Below are 15,918 nucleotides of genomic sequence, written 5' to 3' on the forward strand. Positions count from 1 at the left end.
CGGAGGGCCTTCTATCATTTTTATATTTCACCATGAAAAATATTGTCTTTGCGATTTTCGCGGGCATTGTCATTTTCGTTCTCCATTCGTGCGCGCCGCAGAGGCAGCCGCATGAATTGGTCAATGAAAAATTTGTTGCAGATCTGGATTCGCTGATTTTGATGAATGATGGATTTTTGAAAACTGTCCGGTCCAAGCCTGGGTCGGAAGCATTGCAAAAGGAATTTTTGAAGCTTCGCTTGCAGTATAAAAAAGTGGAAGCATTTGCCGAATATTTTTTCCCGACAACCGTCCGCATGATCAATGGAGCGCCGTTGGATGAGATTGAAGATGAAGAAAATGCCGTTTTTGAGCCGGGCGGTTTGCAGGTGATTGAAGAGTTGATTTATACGGAAGATCCTGTTGATCAGGAAGAACTGGTGCGCCATGCGCGGAAAATGCAAGTGAATGTGAAGCGGATCAAAATGCTCTGGGCGGACATTCGCATTACGGACTCGCATGTGATGGACGCGCTGCGACTGGAAATGTTCCGCTTGATCAGTTTGGGTATTTCCGGGTTCGATACGCCCGCTTCTGGGAATGCATTGGCCGAAAGTGAGGTCGTTTTGAAATCATTTCAACATTATACACAGCTTTATAAGTCAAAATTGCCAGCCTATGCCGCACTGGACAGCATTACCAATGGCGCCATTGCTTTTTTGACACAAAATAAGAATTTCAATGCATTTGATCGCGCTGCATTTATTTCGGATCATATTAATCCATTATGCCGCTCGTTATACAAAAACCAGGAATTGGCCGCAATTCCTTTTATGAACAGTCACAAGCTTTTGAAAGGAAATGTGGCAACGATTTTTGATAAAAATGCTTTTGACCCGGAAGCACTTTTGTCTGACTCCAAATTCGGCGCAACTGCCGACCGCATTGCATTGGGCAAATCATTGTTTTACGACAACCGGATTTCAGGAGATGGGAAAACCAATTGCGGGTCCTGTCACCAGCCGGAGAAGGCTTATGCCGATGGGTTGAAAACGAGTAAAGGGTTTGATAATAAATTTGTTAGCCGCAATGCGCCTTCTATCATGTATGCATCTTTGCAACAGGCCCTTTTCTACGATTTGCGTGCGCCTTCCCTGGAAGATCAGGCGGCGGATGTGATCCATAACAAGCTGGAAATGCATGGTTCTATGGATAACGTGGCGAAACTCGTGGCGACCGACGAACATTATAAGCGTGATTTCAAAAAGGCTTATCCGGACCTGGACTCCATCAGGCCAGTTTACATTCAGAATGCGATGGCGACTTTTGTCCGTTCATTAAATCCATTCAATTCACCTTTTGACAAATACATGCGAGGTGATAAAAAAGCGCTTACGGATAATCAGGTGAAGGGTTTCAATGTTTTTATGGGCAAAGCCAAATGCGGGACCTGCCATTTTGTGCCGCTTTTTAATGGCACGGTTCCGCCCGATTTCCAGCGCACGGAATCTGAGGTTTTGGGCGTGACAATTAATGCAAATTGGAAAAATCCTCTGTTGGATAAAGATCCCGGAAGAGGCGTGCACGATCAGTTTCCACAGTGGAAAAATGCGTTTAAAACGAGTTCCGTGCGTAATATCGCAAAAACGGCCCCCTATATGCACAACGGCGCTTTTGCGACTTTGCAGGAAGTGATGGAATTTTATAACGAAGGCGGTGGGGCCGGTTTAGGACTCAATGTGCCTAATCAGACGCTCGCGGCCGACAAACTTAACCTGACGCAAGGCGAGATCGCGGACGTGATCTCGTTTATGGATGCATTAACCGATGCGCCGGAATAGTTACGCGATAACTTTTCCCTGATCCAGTCGCAGCGTTTTAGTCACACAGCTTGGAATTTCATTGGGATAATGCGAAACGTAGATCAATGTGCGCTCCGGCGTGTCGCAAATTGCATTGACCACTGCTTTGAAATATTCGATCGCATCTGTGTCCAAACCCTGGCAAGGCTCGTCGAGGATCAGCAGTGGCGGGTTTTTCACCAATGCCCTGGCCAGCAAAACCATGCGCTGCTGTCCTTTGGAAAGCTCCGAAAATTTCTTTTCAATCAAATGATCCACATGTAAAAGCGCAGCGACTTCGTGCACCCTTTCTGCTTGCTGTTCCGTTAACTTCTTGAAAAAAACTCCTGTCGCATCAAAAAAACCAGAAGCAATGGTTTTGAAAACGCTGGTTTCTCTTGGGAAATAAAGGTGTAATTCAGGTGAAACGTGGCCGATTTTTTGTTTGATATCCCAGATCGAAGCGCCTGTTCCACCTCTTTTCTTGTCGAACAAATCGAAATCGTTGGCAAAGCGTTGGGGATTGTCAGCGGTGAGAATGCTGAGTAATGTTGACTTTCCGGAGCCGTTCGGACCGGAAAGTGCCCATTTCTCGCCTTTCGCAATTTTCCAGTTTACATTTGCCAGTATAGGCTGCTCGTGATAACGCACATGAATGTTCCGCAAATCGATGGCGTACTCAAAATCAATGTGTTGCGGCAGTCCGAAATGCGCCAGTTTTTCCGGATCGGGTTTGGGGCTGTGTGGGTGGATTGCGTATCGGGCTTTGTAATCTGTGACATTGAATGTGCTTGAAATGTGCCCCTCGTTCAATTCGAGCACATTGGTAATGCATGGCGGAATTTCAGTGGCTGTTGTTGCCATAATAACTGTTACGCCCGATTGGGCCAGCTCGCTCAAAGCATTGCGCAACACTTCTCTTGAATGCACGTCCAATCCGCTGAAAGCATTATCGAGCATCAGGATTTCAGGTTTTTTTAATAGAGATTTTGCCAAAAGCATCCGCCGCGTTTCCCCGTTAGACAGCGTAACAAACGGATGGTCAAGCAAATGTGTAATCGATAATAGTGCAGAAACTTTATTCAGATCTTCATCACTGACAGTTGGCGGTCCGAGTGCCACAGAATTGGCATTCACTGTGCCAACCGGTTTCAACTGGTCTGTTAAAATGGCCCGCACGGAAGGCGCGCGCTCGCTTTCGTAGGCATGAAATCGTTGCTGATAATATTCTGCTCCTGCACTGACGATGCGGTTGAATGAATAATCATTGGAAACGAGCTCAACGGCTTGTCTTAACGGCGCATTCAATTCGTAACTGATTTTTCCTTTCGAAACCGGCCATTTTCCAGCCATAACATCCAGCAAAATGGTCTTGCCGGAACCATTGGGGCCAATAACTGCCCAATGTGTGCCGCGCTCAATATTCCAGTCAATATCCGATAAAACAGTGGTGTCGTATTTGCGGGCAGCAACGCCCAGGAGAGAAACAAGTGCCATGAAACGCCAAAATCAATGAGGGACAAAGATAGTGTTTTACCGATTGCTTGTTGTTGCCAGCCGCAGGCTCATTGGATTTGTAATGGTGCCTTATAAATTTTTATAATTGGGAATTCCGCAAAGCTAATCACCGCAGCAAACATGGAGCAAAGTCTCAAAGGAATGCCACTTTCTACAAGTTTGACAGCCCTTTTGATAAGCGGCGGCATATCCGGTATGCTCTCGATCACTTCCTATCTGACTATTGCATTCTCGGATTTGCCGGACCCAGTCGTATTTTTCCTGGCTATGTCGTTTCCTATACTTGGAATCGTGTTTTTGTTTTCGTTGACGGAATACATTCATTTTCACGCGCCTTCCTATGCGAACAGGTTGGGATTTGTTTTCGGCAGTCTTGCATTTACAATTTGCGCCGCATTCCTGGCCGCGCAACTAGCGGTGCAGATTGGGGTAAATATCAAAAACGATCAAGTAGGTGCCGCGGAAGCCAGATTTATAAAGGAATCGATCCGGCTGATCGATATGGGCATGGATGTCGCCTGGGATATGTTTATTGGAACTTACCTTGTGTTGTTCCTCATTTCTGCCCGTAAATTAATCGAATTGAAGTTTTGGGGATTCACGCTCGGTATATTGGGAATAGCACTGATGATCCTGAACACCATGACCTTTCCAAACCCACCAGCAGAAGTGGATTTGTTTGATTTGGGGCCATTTATTGCGTTAGGATTGTTTGGTTTAGCCGGTCAGACATTCCGGCTCGGGATAAAGGCCTATGCAGAAAATAGAGCTAAGGCTAAGAGAATAGATGCCAGACTGTTATAATTTCGTTTCTCAGGCATCCGGTCTCCCTTCAATGATGTAATTCCATATTGAACTCCTTAATCATTGAGTTCGTAAAGGCAGAAAGGTCGTCGGTTGTGCGGCTGGTGATTAAACCATTGTCTGTTACCACTTCCTGATCCACCCACCTCGCGCCTGCGTTCTCGAGATCATTTTTGATAGAAGCATATGACGTCAGAACACGGCCTAAAACCACATCGGCATCAATTAAGATCTGCGGTCCGTGACAAATGGCAGCGACCGGCTTGCCGGATGTAAAGAAATGTTTTACAAATTCCACGGCACGGTAATTCATTCTAAGCGCATTCAGCCCCAACACGCCACCGGGCAGTAACAATGCGTCATAGTAATCTGCCCGTGCCAATGTCAGTGGAACGTCTACATTATGTTTCTCGCCCCAATCCAGATGGCTCCAACCTCTAACCGCATTTTTATTTGGGGAAATGAGGTGAGTTGTTGCACCTTTCTGGTTTAGGACTTTTCTGGGACAGGTCATTTCTACCTGCTCAAATCCATCGGCAACCAAAATTGCAACTTTTAATGAATTTAATGACTGTTCCACGGAATCTGTGTAATTTTAAGGGTTAGATTATTTAGATAAATATTTGTACAAAAATTATGCCAAATTGCTAATCCAGTTCCGTTGTTCAGTTATATGATTTCCGTGCTGCTTTCATTCAACAGGTGTGGTGCGAAATGATAAAAGTGTGATCTCACCCTTAAAACAAAACGAGCAGCATTGCTGCCGCTCGTTCAGATATCATTATTAAGAGATTTTAAATCTCTACGCTCCCTATATTTTCGAAGATCAGGTCGCCTTTGGAATTGAGCTCCATCATGATCACTGAATCTTTTGCAACTTGTCCGCTCAATATGCCTTTGGACAACTCATTCAAGATCCGACGCTGCATAACACGTTTCAAAGGTCTTGCGCCGAATGCAGGATCAAATCCATCTTCACCCAGTTTAGCAAGCGCTTCGTCTGTTGCATCGAGGGTAACTCCCTGGTCTTGCAGCATTTTTTGAATTCCCTTAAACTGAATGTCGACAATCTTCCGAATGTTTTTCAATGTAAGCGGTTCAAACAACACGATCTCATCGATCCGGTTCAAGAATTCAGGTCTTACAGAGGCTTTCAACAGATCCAGCACAGCTTGTTTGGCTTCTTCCACGACCAGCGTGTGGTTCCAGCCTTCGTCTTCTGCAAATTTCTCCTGAATGATATGGCTTCCTATATTAGAAGTCATAATGATTATGGTGTTCTTGAAATTAGCAACGCGGCCCTTGTTATCAGTCAACCGACCTTCGTCCAGCACTTGCAGGAGAATGTTCCAAACGTCCGGATGGCCTTTTTCGATTTCATCCAACAAAATCACGCTGTAAGGCTTGCGACGCACGGCTTCGGTCAACTGTCCGCCCTCATCATAACCTACATATCCCGGAGGCGCACCCACCAGCCTGCTTACAGAATGCCGCTCCTGATATTCACTCATATCAATCCGCACAATCGCATTTTCGTCGTTGAAAAGATATTCAGCCAGTGTTTTGGCCAGTTCGGTTTTTCCCACACCTGTTGGTCCAAGGAAGAGGAAGCTACCGATCGGTCGTTTCGCGTCTTGTAAGCCTGCACGGCTGCGGCGAACGGCGTCGGCAACCAATTCAATGGCTTCGTCCTGGCCCGCAACGCGGTTATGCAAGTGATCTTCAAGCTGTAAGAGTTTTTCTCTGTCGCTTTGCAACATTTTGCTCACCGGAATCCCAGTCCATTTTGCAACTACTTCGGCAATGTCTTCCGGTGTGATTTCCTCCTGCATTAAGCTCTGAGAATCTTCGGACTGCTGTAATTCGGTAAGTTTACTTTGCACTTCGGGAATGCGGCCATAACGGATCTCGGCCACTTTGCCAAAATCACCTGCACGCTCCGCCTGTTCGGCTTCCAGTCGCAGTTGCTCGCTTTGTTCTTTTAATGTGCGAACCTCATTAACCTTGCCCTTTTCATTTTCCCATTGTGCTTTTAATGTATTACGATCCTCGCTGAGGTCTGCAATTTCCTTGTTCAGCACCGTTTCCTTATCCTTGTTGTTCTCGCGGCGGATCGCCTCGCGTTCAATTTCGAGCTGCATAATGCGGCGGTTCAGCTCGTCGAGCTCTTCGGGAACGCTGTCCATTTCCAGCCTCAATTTGGAAGCCGCTTCGTCCATTAGGTCGATGGCTTTATCGGGTAGGAACCGGTCGCTGATATAACGGTTCGACAATTCAACAGCCGCAATCACAGCATCATCCTGAATCCGAACGCCATGATGGAGCTCGTATTTTTCTTTGATGCCTCGCAGAATGCTGATCGCATCGGGAATATCTGGTTCATCGACCATTACAGACTGGAAACGACGTTCCAGAGCCTTGTCTTTCTCCATATATTTTTGATATTCCTTCAATGTAGTCGCGCCTATTGCATGCAACTCGCCGCGTGCAAGGGCGGGTTTTAGCAAGTTTGCGGCGTCCATTGCACTTTCACCACCACCCCCGGCGCCAATCAATGTGTGGATTTCGTCAATGAAAAGAACGATCTCACCTTCCGAATCCGTCACTTCTTTGATAACCGCTTTCAGCCTTTCCTCAAACTCACCCTTATATTTCGCACCGGCAATCAGAAGTCCCATATCCAGGGATACGATGATCTTCGATTTCAGGTTTTCGGGAACGTCGCCTTGCACAATGCGTTGTGCGAGGCCCTCCACAATAGCCGTTTTACCCACACCGGGTTCACCCAATAGGATCGGATTGTTTTTTGTTCTCCGGCTCAGAATCTGCAAGACACGACGGATTTCCTCGTCCCTGCCGATGACCGGGTCAATTTTGCCGGCTTTCGCCAATTCGTTTAAATTTTTGCTGTATCGTTCCAGTGAGCGATATTTAGCTTCTGCATTTTGATCTTTCACAGGATTGTTTTTACCTCTAAGTTCTTTGATTGCATTAATCAGTTCTTTTTCCTTGAAACCAACTTCCTTCATGAGCGTCGCTGTGGAATCTTTTCCAGCCAGGATGCCAAGAATGAGCAGTTCAATGCTTATAAATTCGTCGTTAAATTCTTTGGTAAAACTTTGCGCCTTGGCACTCGCAGCAGCCATATCGTTTCCGAGATAAGGCTGGCCGCCGCTTACCCGCGGATATCCTTCCAATATCTTTTCCAAACGGTTGTTCAAAACGTCCGGGCTGATATTCAGTTTATTCAATAAAAACAATGATGTATTCGGATCCTCTTCCAATATGGATTTGAGGACATGACCCGTTTCGATAGCCTGTTGTTGGTTTCCCTGGGCCATTTGCGCAGCATGTTGGATAATCTCCTGCGCCTTTATGGTATATTGGTTGAAGTTCATGGAGATGATTGCTTAATGTCGAATCATTCCATGAAAAATCATATGCCTGATCAGAAAATCTGAAATTTTGGCATTAAACGAATTGAAAAATAGATTTCCAGGACAAAATGTCCATTATTTCAGAGATCAATCTGCGTTTTTAGCAGATCATCCAGCGTTTCGCGCCTTCTGATGAGCCGCGCTTCGGCCTGATCCACTAAAACTTCCGGGGGTCTTACCCTCGCGTTATAATTTGAGCTCATAGTAAGGCCATAGGCGCCTGCATTCAAAAACGCGAGCAGGTCGCCAGCTTTCACTTCGGGCAGGGTGCGGTCAGTCGCGAAAGTGTCCGTTTCACAGATGTAACCCACTACATTATAGGTTTTAGGCTCGCCCGCGGGGTTAGAGACATTCAGAATGTGATGGTAAGAACCATACATCATCGGGCGGATCAAGTGATTTAGACCCGAATTCACGTGAACAAAATTCCGCGCCGGATCTTCCTTTACAACCGTCGCATTCACCAGCAAATAGCCGGATTCGCTGACCAGAAATTTCCCCGGTTCAAACCAAAGCTGCAATTCCCGTCCATATTCCCCGCAAAACTTTTTGAAACGCTCCGAAATCTTTCTTCCCAACAAATCCATGTCTGTTATCTCGTCGCCGGGTAAGTAGGAGACTTTAAAACCGCCTCCCAGATCCACGATTTCAAGATCAGGGAAATGTTTGGCTGTTTCAAAAAGAATGTCAGCCACTTTCAGGAATGGTTCGGCATCCTTGATATCCGATCCGGTATGTTGGTGCAAGCCAATGATCTTGATATCGTATTTTTTGACAACTTCGAGAATCTGATCCAACAGCAAAACTGAAATGCCAAATTTAGAATCCGCATGTGCAGTCATGATCTTGGCATTACCGCCGGCTGCCACGTTCGGTTTTATCCTGATTAAACAAGGTTTGGTGTTTCCATAAGTTTGCCCAAACCATTCGAGCAACGGAATGCTGTCCACATTAACAATGGCACCAGCGTCCACAGCTTCCTTAACCTCTTCAAAAGGAACGCCGCTGGGTGTAAATGTAATTTGAGCCGCGGCATAACCAGCCATCAGGCCCATTTCCAGTTCGCCCGGCGAAACGACATCCAATTCTACGCCAATATCACGCATTAACCGTAAAATGGACAAATTCGTATTTGCTTTGCAAGCATATTTGATCTTCATATTAATGCCTGAAAAAGCATGCTGCAATTCTTGCACTTTGCGTCTGATGGTTGCGCCGTCATAAACGTAAAGCGGGCTGCCATAAGCCTCGGTTAGCTGATGAGGATCAATGTTTTGAATCGAATATGTATTTTGATCGGAAAGTTGCATGGGGCAATTTAATGGAATGACGAAAGAAGATTTATGGTGTTTTTGAAAGGGCTTACTGGCAATATTTATCCAGGTAAACGGCCATTTCCTGTTGAAGCAGCTGCGCCTCTTGTTTTGCTTTTTGCGCGAAGTCAATACCGTTTCCAGCGTAGATAATGCTGCGGGATGCATTTACAAGGAGTCCGCAATGTTTGTTCATGCCAAATCGGGAAAGTTCTTCAAGATTTCCGCCCTGGGCACCAACGCCAGGGACCAGCAGAAAATGATCCGGGACAATGTTTCTTATTTTTTCGAATTCTGCGGCTTGCGTAGCGCCTACCACATACATCATGCGGTCTGCACCTGCCCAGGTATGCGAAGTTCTGAGCACATGCTCATATATAGGCTTGCCGTCCGCTTGCAGGCGCTGAAAATCGCCGCTTCCCGGGTTAGACGTCAAAGCAAGCAGGATAACCCACTTATTTTCAAATTCCAGAAAAGGGGTTACCGAATCGCTTCCCATATAAGGCGCGACCGTAACTGCGTCAAAATCAAGCCCGGACGCAGACGGATCAAAGAATGTTCTGGCATAAAGGCCGGAAGTGTTTCCAATGTCGCCGCGTTTGGCGTCGGCGATTGTAAAATGACTCTTGGGGATGTATTCAATGGTTTTTTGCAAACTTTCCCAACCTCTTACGCCCGATGCTTCGTAAAATGCAATGTTGGGTTTATAGGAAACACAAAAGTCCGCAGTGGCGTCGATGATCTGTTTGTTGAACTCAAAAACCGGGTCAGCCGCTTTACTCAGATGGGCGGGGATTTTCCGGATATCTGTGTCAAGCCCTATGCATAAATAGGATTTTTTCTGGGAAATTTGTTCAAACAGTGCTTCGTACGTCATGATTTTGGAAATAATGCGCCGAAATTACAACCTCTATCAATAGATTCATAAATTTGTAACAACATTAAGACTTACCATTACCAACCAACAGACATAATATTTTATGCAGATTCGCGAAACCTCCATTGCCGGATTAGTTGAACTTACCCCACGTGTTTTCCATGACGATCGAGGCATGTTTTTTGAATCGTATAACGAACAGATATTTAAGCAGTTGGGCTTGCCTACTAATTTTGTGCAGGACAATCAGTCTTTCTCCAAAAAAGGGGTTGTCAGAGGTTTACACTTTCAAAGGGCTCCGTTTGCACAAGGCAAGCTGGTTCGCGTTATTTCTGGTAAGGTGCTGGATGTTGCAGTTGATATCCGGCCGGAGTCGCCGACATTTGGCAAGCATGAGATTTTTGAGCTGAGCAGTGAGAAAAATAACGTTGCTTACGTTCCCGAAGGTTTTGCGCACGGTTTTGTTGCCCTTGAAGATTCTATTTTCTCTTATAAATGCACGAATATTTATAATAAAGAATCTGAGTCAGGGATTTTGTGGAATGATGAAGATCTGGCGATCAATTGGGGAATTGAAAATGCCAATGTTTCAGAAAAGGATCAAATCCTTCCGACCTTCCGCTCGCTTTTTGGTGATTTGAAAAAGATCTGATGAATTGGGAATCGGATCTGTTATTTTTCAAATAGTTCTTCCAATGCTTTGGATGCGACTTTTTTTGCCGAATTAGGATTTTGACCGGTGATTAACCTCTCGTCCATTTCAATGAATTCCATAAAAGGGATCACTGCTTTGGTATAGTGTGCGCCGCGCTCTTTCAATTTGTCTTCCAGATAAAACGGCACTTCGCTTACAAAGCTCATCAAGGCTTCTTCCACATTGGAAAAGCCGGTGACGTATTTGTCCTGAATTAAATAGGAGCCGTCTGATAGTTTAACGTTCAGTAACCCGCAGACGCCGTGGCAAACCGCAGATACCATTCCATTGCGTTCGTAAATGACCTTTACAATATTTTGGAGTTCGGTATTTTCGGCAAGGTCCCACATCGCCCCGTGTCCGCCGGCGAAATAAATAAGGCGGTAATCGGCTGGATTGATCTGGGTAAGGGATAGGGAATTATCTAATTTAGCCCGGAAAGCAATGTCATCCCAGTATTTTGCATTGCACTCATCTTTCAATTCGAGGCTGCGTTCATCAATTGGAATCCTTCCGCCTAATGGGCTTACGATGTCCATCAAAACCCTGCGTTTGGCCATTACATCATAAAAATAGGTCAGTTCACTCAGCCATAAACCCGTCTTTCCGGCTTTGGTGGGAAACGCGTCATGATTGGTGCAAACGATGAGGACTTTCATAATATCTTCCGAAGTTACTGGCAGAAAGATAAATAAAATCAAATGACATTCCAGCTTAAAAGCAGAATGACATGCTTTGGAGTGCATGTCATCTTAAAAGAATACGATATAGAAAAGGATTTTTAATTCAATAATTGGTTTTTGTAAGCAAATGCAACTGCTGCCGCGGTGCTTTTGGTGCCCGTTTTTTCCAAAACGCGCAATCTGTGACCTTCCACGGTTCTAACGCTGATGAAAAGCTTATCGCTAATCTCAGCCGTTGAGAAACCATCGCATATCAGTTGAAGCACTTCTTTTTCCCTGGCAGAAAGGGCAACATTGCATGCGTTGGGGAAGAATGGATGTTTATTGACCTGCCTTGTAACCATTTTCCGGTGCATGGCTTTGGAGACAAAATCGTTATAATAAAATCCTTCCTCATCTACCCGGCGAATGGCTTTTTCAACTTCATCCGGGCTTGTATCCTTTAATAAGTAACCCTGCACGCCTTTTTCCAGCATGTGAATGACGAAACGGTCCTCGTTATACATCGAGACGACAATCACCTTAATATTAGGGAATCTCTCAAATGCTGCTTCTGTGGCCTGAATGCCATCCATAACCGGCATTTGCAGATCCATAAAAACGATGTCGGGCGTATTAGCGGGAAGGCGGTCGAGTAATTCCTGGCCATTTGCCGCTTCCAGTATAAATTCGAAATCGGGAATGCCGCTCAGCATGGAGATAAATCCCTTTCTGAACAATTCGTGATCATCCGCAATTCCCAGTTTTAAGGTTTTCATATTCATTTAAATGTTCACGCGCTCGCGACGGAATGGGTGCAAAGGTTCCGGTTTGCTGTCTGTAACCGGCATCATAGGGATCTGTGCGAATGCACTTGCGCCGCCTTTCTCGGGCTTTTCGTATTGGACTGTTCCGTTAACAATCGCCAGCCGGCTTTCAATTCCCAGTAAGCCTAGTCCGGCAAGGTTGTTCTCTTTGATTTTCTCGGGATCGAACCCAACGCCATTGTCAGTCACTTTCAAGCCGATCATCTGGTCATTGATTTCCAGCCTGATGTCAATTTTTGTACAGCTGGCATGCTTTATCGCATTATTGACCAGCTCCTGCATAATGCGATAAAGCGTAAGTTCGAGTTTCTGGCCCTGGCGTGGAAAGTCGTCGGTATTGGCCTGGAAAGTGATAGCGAGGTTGTTATCTTCCTCTAATTTATGAATAAATTCTTCAATCGCCTCCATCAAGCCAAACCTTTCCAATGTCGTTGGCACCAGATCACGCGTGATACGCCTTACATGCAGGATCGTTTCCTCCACAAGCGTCTGCGATTTTTTCATAATCTGATCTTCTTTCTCATTTCCGCTGTTCCCGACCATCTTACTGAGTTGGTTTAGGCTTAACTTTGTGAGAGAGAGCATTGTCCCGATATCATCGTGCAAATCCTGTGCTATGCGGCGGCGTTCTGTCTCCTCCGAGTTTAATGCGGTGTCAAGCAAAAGTCGATTGTAATTTTTTTCAATATCGCTGATCCGCTTTTCTTCTTCGAAACGCCTTTTTTGATAATACATCACAAATGAGATCATACAAAATGCCATGGTCAACATTGCCAGTGAGGCAATGAGTAAAGCCCATTTCAACTCTTCACTGTTTTGCATAACCGGCGGCCGAAAAATGATAAATACCAACGCTAAACATTATGGCAGAGATAATTTCGAAAATGTAGGGAATTATCCTTGTCACGCCCAAGTCAAAAGAGCCATTCCAAGTTGCAGTATAATGCAATGCCGGCGCAATAAATATAAAACTGGAATAATATAGCAGTAGTCCAGAACATACCCAAAAAAAGGGGAAGGTTAATAAGTTTGGAATTCTCAGAGACTTTATGAGTTCATAGAAATACAGTAAAATCCAGGAGATTATCAGTACGCCTTCAATAGTCTTAGAATAAAGAACCGCCCTGTGGTTGTGAAGATCCCTGATGTTCGGGTTGGCATTGAAGATTTCCCAAACACAAAAGGCGGAAAATGCAAACATTGCGTATATCAACAACTTCCGTGCATTCGATCCGATCAATTTATAGTAAAACATGCCACTGATCAGGCAATAGTAAAGGGGGGTGCTCAAATTGTAATAGATAATGTTGTTTTTATGTAATGCAGCGGAGTGGACCATAAAAATATCTATCACAAATTTCAACAACAGATAAAGTACAAGTAATTTGAATGAAGGGTCTAAATATGCTTTTCGGACAAAAATCAAGGTCAGAGGTAGCAAAGTTATTATTACGGTAAAACACGGAATTGGTTTCTTGGCGAAGTAGATCGTAAGTGTTTCAAACATCTCGATTATAAATTCAATGGTCTAACACTTAAACTAGCAGCCCGAAACTAACATTCATTGGGGCAAAGCGGTCCGCCTGTCATTGCTTCTTTTTTTGCAGGCATGTCCTTCATTCCGCCTAACCGGGCAGTTTTAGTAAGGTCGTTGCCGTAAGCATCAACAGGAATAAGTACGAGCCGGGAAGTTGGTCTTTTCTGCCCCATGCCAATCCCGGATTTCGTATTGACAACACTTTCTTCTTCCTCGGTAATGCCATAATACACCCGGAATCCAACACAAGTTTCGCCGTGAATTTTCATCAATTCGTTGAATGTGTGTATTCCAAAGAACTCAGCTTTTACATAATTTTCACCACGAAGCGTGATTTCCTGCTCTCTTTTTTGGAAGGGTTCTGTAATTCTTAATGCTTGTTCGGCCGAGATTAGCTGTCCTTCGTTACCTGTAAATTTCCGTGAATCCATAAACTATTTTGCAGAATTTAAAAATTTCTTGATCTACGTAAATGTAACCCTCGAGCACGTCAACACCAAGCCGTTTAGATTGTATTGAGTTAACGGTTATTTGGTAAATCGCTCTATATCAGTAGCTTTTAATTGGGCCTAGAACATAAAACACGTAATTCTACCTATTACATTGGGGATTATTACCAAGAGGTTCAATATGGCTTACGCATTTTAAAAATCAGGGGTTATGACGCTAAAAATGCATTGCAGAGCAGACGACATTTGTAAAGCGTTATGGGAGAAATTTTTAGAGGGATTTCTCACACAAGATTAAAGGGTTAGGTTAACATCGAAAGCCGTGAGGGACATCCTTCACGGCTTTTTTGATATCTTGGAAGCCTAATCAGCATTATCAGATGAAACCTACGATCAACATTGAGTACTGCCCGAAATGTGGCTGGCTGCTCCGATCTGCCTGGATGGCGCAGGAATTACTCACCACATTCACCGATGACTTACATGGAGTTCAATTGATCCCATCAGAAGTTGCCGGGAGATATATCATAACCATAGGAGAAATTGTTATCTGGGATAGAAAACGGGAAGGCCGCTTTCCGGAGCCTAAGGAAGTGAAGCAACTGATCCGCGATCACATCGATCCCGAGCGCAGTCTCGGCCATTCTGATCGATAATGTGCTTCTTAGAAACGAAAGCAGGACAATTTGTCGCCTGGTGGGGAGCGGTTACTGCAATTTTGGCATTTGGCTATTCACTGCAAATATGGGATATTTTCATGGATTTTTGGAGAAAAAGTGCTTTAAACGGTGCATTGGGCGGTTAGGAAATGACCTTAACTAATATATTTTCGATTTTTAATCAAAGAATAATCTTTGGCACGTAGTTTTTCGTTAATAGATAAAACTTGTGAATCTTAAACGCGATAGCTATGGAAAGCAAACTGAAAATACCCCAGGAGATGTTGATGAATATTGATTTTATCAACACAATCAATGGTGGAATGAGTGAGCCCGCTATAAAGCTTGATAGAGGATCGGACGGTTTTGAAGTAGTTGTGAAGGTTCCAGGCATCGAGGTTGAAGATCTTCAATTGGAAGTAGTAAAAGGAAAGAAAAATTCTAATAATCTTAAACTATTTCACTTGTTGCCCATATTTTCTCAGGAGAATTTGTCCGATGAAGAGCAGTGGAGAACAGTACGTTTCATCAATACATTCGTCATTCCCGACGGGGTTGACGTTGAAAACATCACCGCAAAATATGACGATACTTTGCGCCATCTGATCCTTTTTCTTCCTTTCGGAGACGAACAGGGAGATTACCACAGAAAAGTGAATATAGAGCGCTGGTAACAGCCATTTTGTACTAAATAAAGTCACTCGATAGTTACAACTATCGGGTTTTTTTATGTGTCATATATCAAAATTTAGTTACGAAAAAGCCGGTTTCTTATACGTTAGGGCCTATCGGTGAAGCATATGGAATTTGTTTTCTCTAAAATTGTACCCTGCTAATAGAATATATTAAGATAGCGTAAACATTTTAGTTTTTAGTAAAAAAAGGGGTTTCATATCTGTATCTTAGCGACCATATTTTATATATTACTCCTCCAATCTCAACGTTATGAAAAAATCAAATATCTTCGCTTATATTGAGCTTACGAAACTTGTAGAAGAACTTAGAGTTTCAAGTGCTTCCGGCCAGCTTAAACAAAAGTTAAAATCACAGTCGGCATATTTCAACATTATCGAGCCACGGTATTTTTCGGATAGCCTGATTAATGAGTGGGAAGGAATCCTTAGCGTAATCAAGCAAAAAGGGGTGAAAGTGAATGAGGAAGGGAAGGTCGTTTCCAATGCCGTCAGCAACACAATCGACCAGTTGTCTGACAGAGAATGCGAAGTGCTGGTGCACAAGGTTTATACTTTGTATGATCAGGTAAAGCAGGAATTTCAATAATAGTTAAGCAAACAAAAATGGCTCCTGGTTTCCCAAGAGC

The 15,918-nt window shown here is 44.3% G+C and carries 16 protein-coding genes; 7 read left to right on the plus strand and 9 right to left on the minus strand.

Annotation, left to right across the window (positions count from 1 at the left end; translation table 11 throughout):
* Positions 1 to 32 precede the first annotated feature (32 nt).
* Entirely contained in the window at positions 33 to 1,820 is a 1,788-nt protein-coding gene (locus tag MUK70_RS28090; protein ID WP_234657074.1) for a cytochrome-c peroxidase, read from the plus strand.
* Here the strand turns inward: MUK70_RS28090 and MUK70_RS28095 are convergent, their stop codons facing one another.
* Positions 1,821 to 3,317 carry an ATP-binding cassette domain-containing protein gene (locus tag MUK70_RS28095; RefSeq protein WP_234657076.1) on the minus strand — a complete coding sequence of 499 codons (1,497 nt, stop codon included), beginning with the start codon at positions 3,315 to 3,317 and terminating at the stop codon, positions 1,821 to 1,823.
* A 141-nt stretch (positions 3,318 to 3,458) separates the two neighbouring features.
* On the opposite strand from MUK70_RS28095, the gene MUK70_RS28100 reads away from it, so the two are divergent.
* Positions 3,459 to 4,142, plus strand: coding sequence for a hypothetical protein (locus tag MUK70_RS28100; protein WP_234657077.1), 684 nt, complete (start codon positions 3,459 to 3,461; stop codon positions 4,140 to 4,142).
* A 28-nt stretch (positions 4,143 to 4,170) separates the two neighbouring features.
* Here the strand turns inward: MUK70_RS28100 and MUK70_RS28105 are convergent, their stop codons facing one another.
* The 4 genes from MUK70_RS28105 to pyrF all read right to left on the minus strand — a co-directional run bounded on the left by MUK70_RS28105 (position 4,171) and on the right by pyrF (position 9,769).
* On the minus strand, positions 4,171 to 4,722 hold the full coding sequence (locus MUK70_RS28105) for a type 1 glutamine amidotransferase domain-containing protein (protein WP_234657078.1): 552 nt from the start codon (positions 4,720 to 4,722) through the stop codon (positions 4,171 to 4,173).
* Between the two features lie 214 nt (positions 4,723 to 4,936).
* The gene (clpB, locus tag MUK70_RS28110) at positions 4,937 to 7,540 is read right to left on the minus strand and encodes an ATP-dependent chaperone ClpB (protein WP_234657079.1); all 2,604 of its coding nucleotides are present in this window, start codon (positions 7,538 to 7,540) and stop codon (positions 4,937 to 4,939) included.
* Positions 7,541 to 7,659: 119 nt separating this feature from the next.
* A complete protein-coding gene (lysA, locus tag MUK70_RS28115) occupies positions 7,660 to 8,889 on the minus strand; it encodes a diaminopimelate decarboxylase (protein WP_234657080.1) in 1,230 nt (409 codons plus the stop codon).
* A gap of 52 nt (positions 8,890 to 8,941) precedes the next feature.
* Positions 8,942 to 9,769, minus strand: coding sequence for an orotidine-5'-phosphate decarboxylase (gene pyrF, locus MUK70_RS28120; protein WP_234657081.1), 828 nt, complete (start codon positions 9,767 to 9,769; stop codon positions 8,942 to 8,944).
* Positions 9,770 to 9,872: 103 nt separating this feature from the next.
* Here pyrF and rfbC point away from each other — a divergent pair, with 103 nt between their 5' ends.
* Positions 9,873 to 10,421 (plus strand): dTDP-4-dehydrorhamnose 3,5-epimerase, encoded by a 549-nt coding sequence (rfbC, locus tag MUK70_RS28125; protein ID WP_234604055.1) that lies wholly within the window; start codon positions 9,873 to 9,875, stop codon positions 10,419 to 10,421.
* 20 nt (positions 10,422 to 10,441) lie between these two features.
* On the opposite strand, the gene MUK70_RS28130 is transcribed toward rfbC, so the two are convergent.
* The 4 genes from MUK70_RS28130 to MUK70_RS28145 all read right to left on the minus strand — a co-directional run bounded on the left by MUK70_RS28130 (position 10,442) and on the right by MUK70_RS28145 (position 13,920).
* The gene (locus MUK70_RS28130; protein WP_234604052.1) at positions 10,442 to 11,122 is read right to left on the minus strand and encodes a type 1 glutamine amidotransferase domain-containing protein; all 681 of its coding nucleotides are present in this window, start codon (positions 11,120 to 11,122) and stop codon (positions 10,442 to 10,444) included.
* A 122-nt stretch (positions 11,123 to 11,244) separates the two neighbouring features.
* Positions 11,245 to 11,904, minus strand: coding sequence for a response regulator transcription factor (locus MUK70_RS28135; protein ID WP_234604050.1), 660 nt, complete (start codon positions 11,902 to 11,904; stop codon positions 11,245 to 11,247).
* 6 nt (positions 11,905 to 11,910) lie between these two features.
* On the minus strand, positions 11,911 to 12,774 hold the full coding sequence (locus MUK70_RS28140) for a sensor histidine kinase (protein ID WP_234657082.1): 864 nt from the start codon (positions 12,772 to 12,774) through the stop codon (positions 11,911 to 11,913).
* 732 nt (positions 12,775 to 13,506) lie between these two features.
* Positions 13,507 to 13,920 (minus strand): hypothetical protein, encoded by a 414-nt coding sequence (locus tag MUK70_RS28145; RefSeq protein ID WP_234604046.1) that lies wholly within the window; start codon positions 13,918 to 13,920, stop codon positions 13,507 to 13,509.
* Positions 13,921 to 14,318: 398 nt separating this feature from the next.
* On the opposite strand from MUK70_RS28145, the gene MUK70_RS28150 reads away from it, so the two are divergent.
* The 4 genes from MUK70_RS28150 (at position 14,319) to MUK70_RS28165 (ending at position 15,878) form a co-directional block, all read left to right on the plus strand.
* A complete protein-coding gene (locus MUK70_RS28150; RefSeq protein ID WP_234657083.1) occupies positions 14,319 to 14,594 on the plus strand; it encodes an Rdx family protein in 276 nt (91 codons plus the stop codon).
* Positions 14,594 to 14,743, plus strand: coding sequence for a hypothetical protein (locus MUK70_RS28155; protein ID WP_234657084.1), 150 nt, complete (start codon positions 14,594 to 14,596; stop codon positions 14,741 to 14,743). The genes MUK70_RS28150 and MUK70_RS28155 overlap by 1 nt, the downstream gene beginning before the upstream one ends.
* Positions 14,744 to 14,848: 105 nt before the next feature.
* Positions 14,849 to 15,271, plus strand: a complete 423-nt coding sequence (locus MUK70_RS28160; RefSeq protein ID WP_234657086.1) for an Hsp20/alpha crystallin family protein — start codon at positions 14,849 to 14,851, stop codon at positions 15,269 to 15,271.
* Positions 15,272 to 15,542: 271 nt separating this feature from the next.
* The gene (locus MUK70_RS28165) at positions 15,543 to 15,878 is read left to right on the plus strand and encodes a hypothetical protein (protein WP_234604041.1); all 336 of its coding nucleotides are present in this window, start codon (positions 15,543 to 15,545) and stop codon (positions 15,876 to 15,878) included.
* Positions 15,879 to 15,918: the final 40 nt, after the last annotated feature.

Source organism: Dyadobacter chenwenxiniae (genome assembly GCF_022869785.1).
GTDB lineage: Bacteria > Bacteroidota > Bacteroidia > Cytophagales > Spirosomataceae > Dyadobacter > Dyadobacter chenwenxiniae.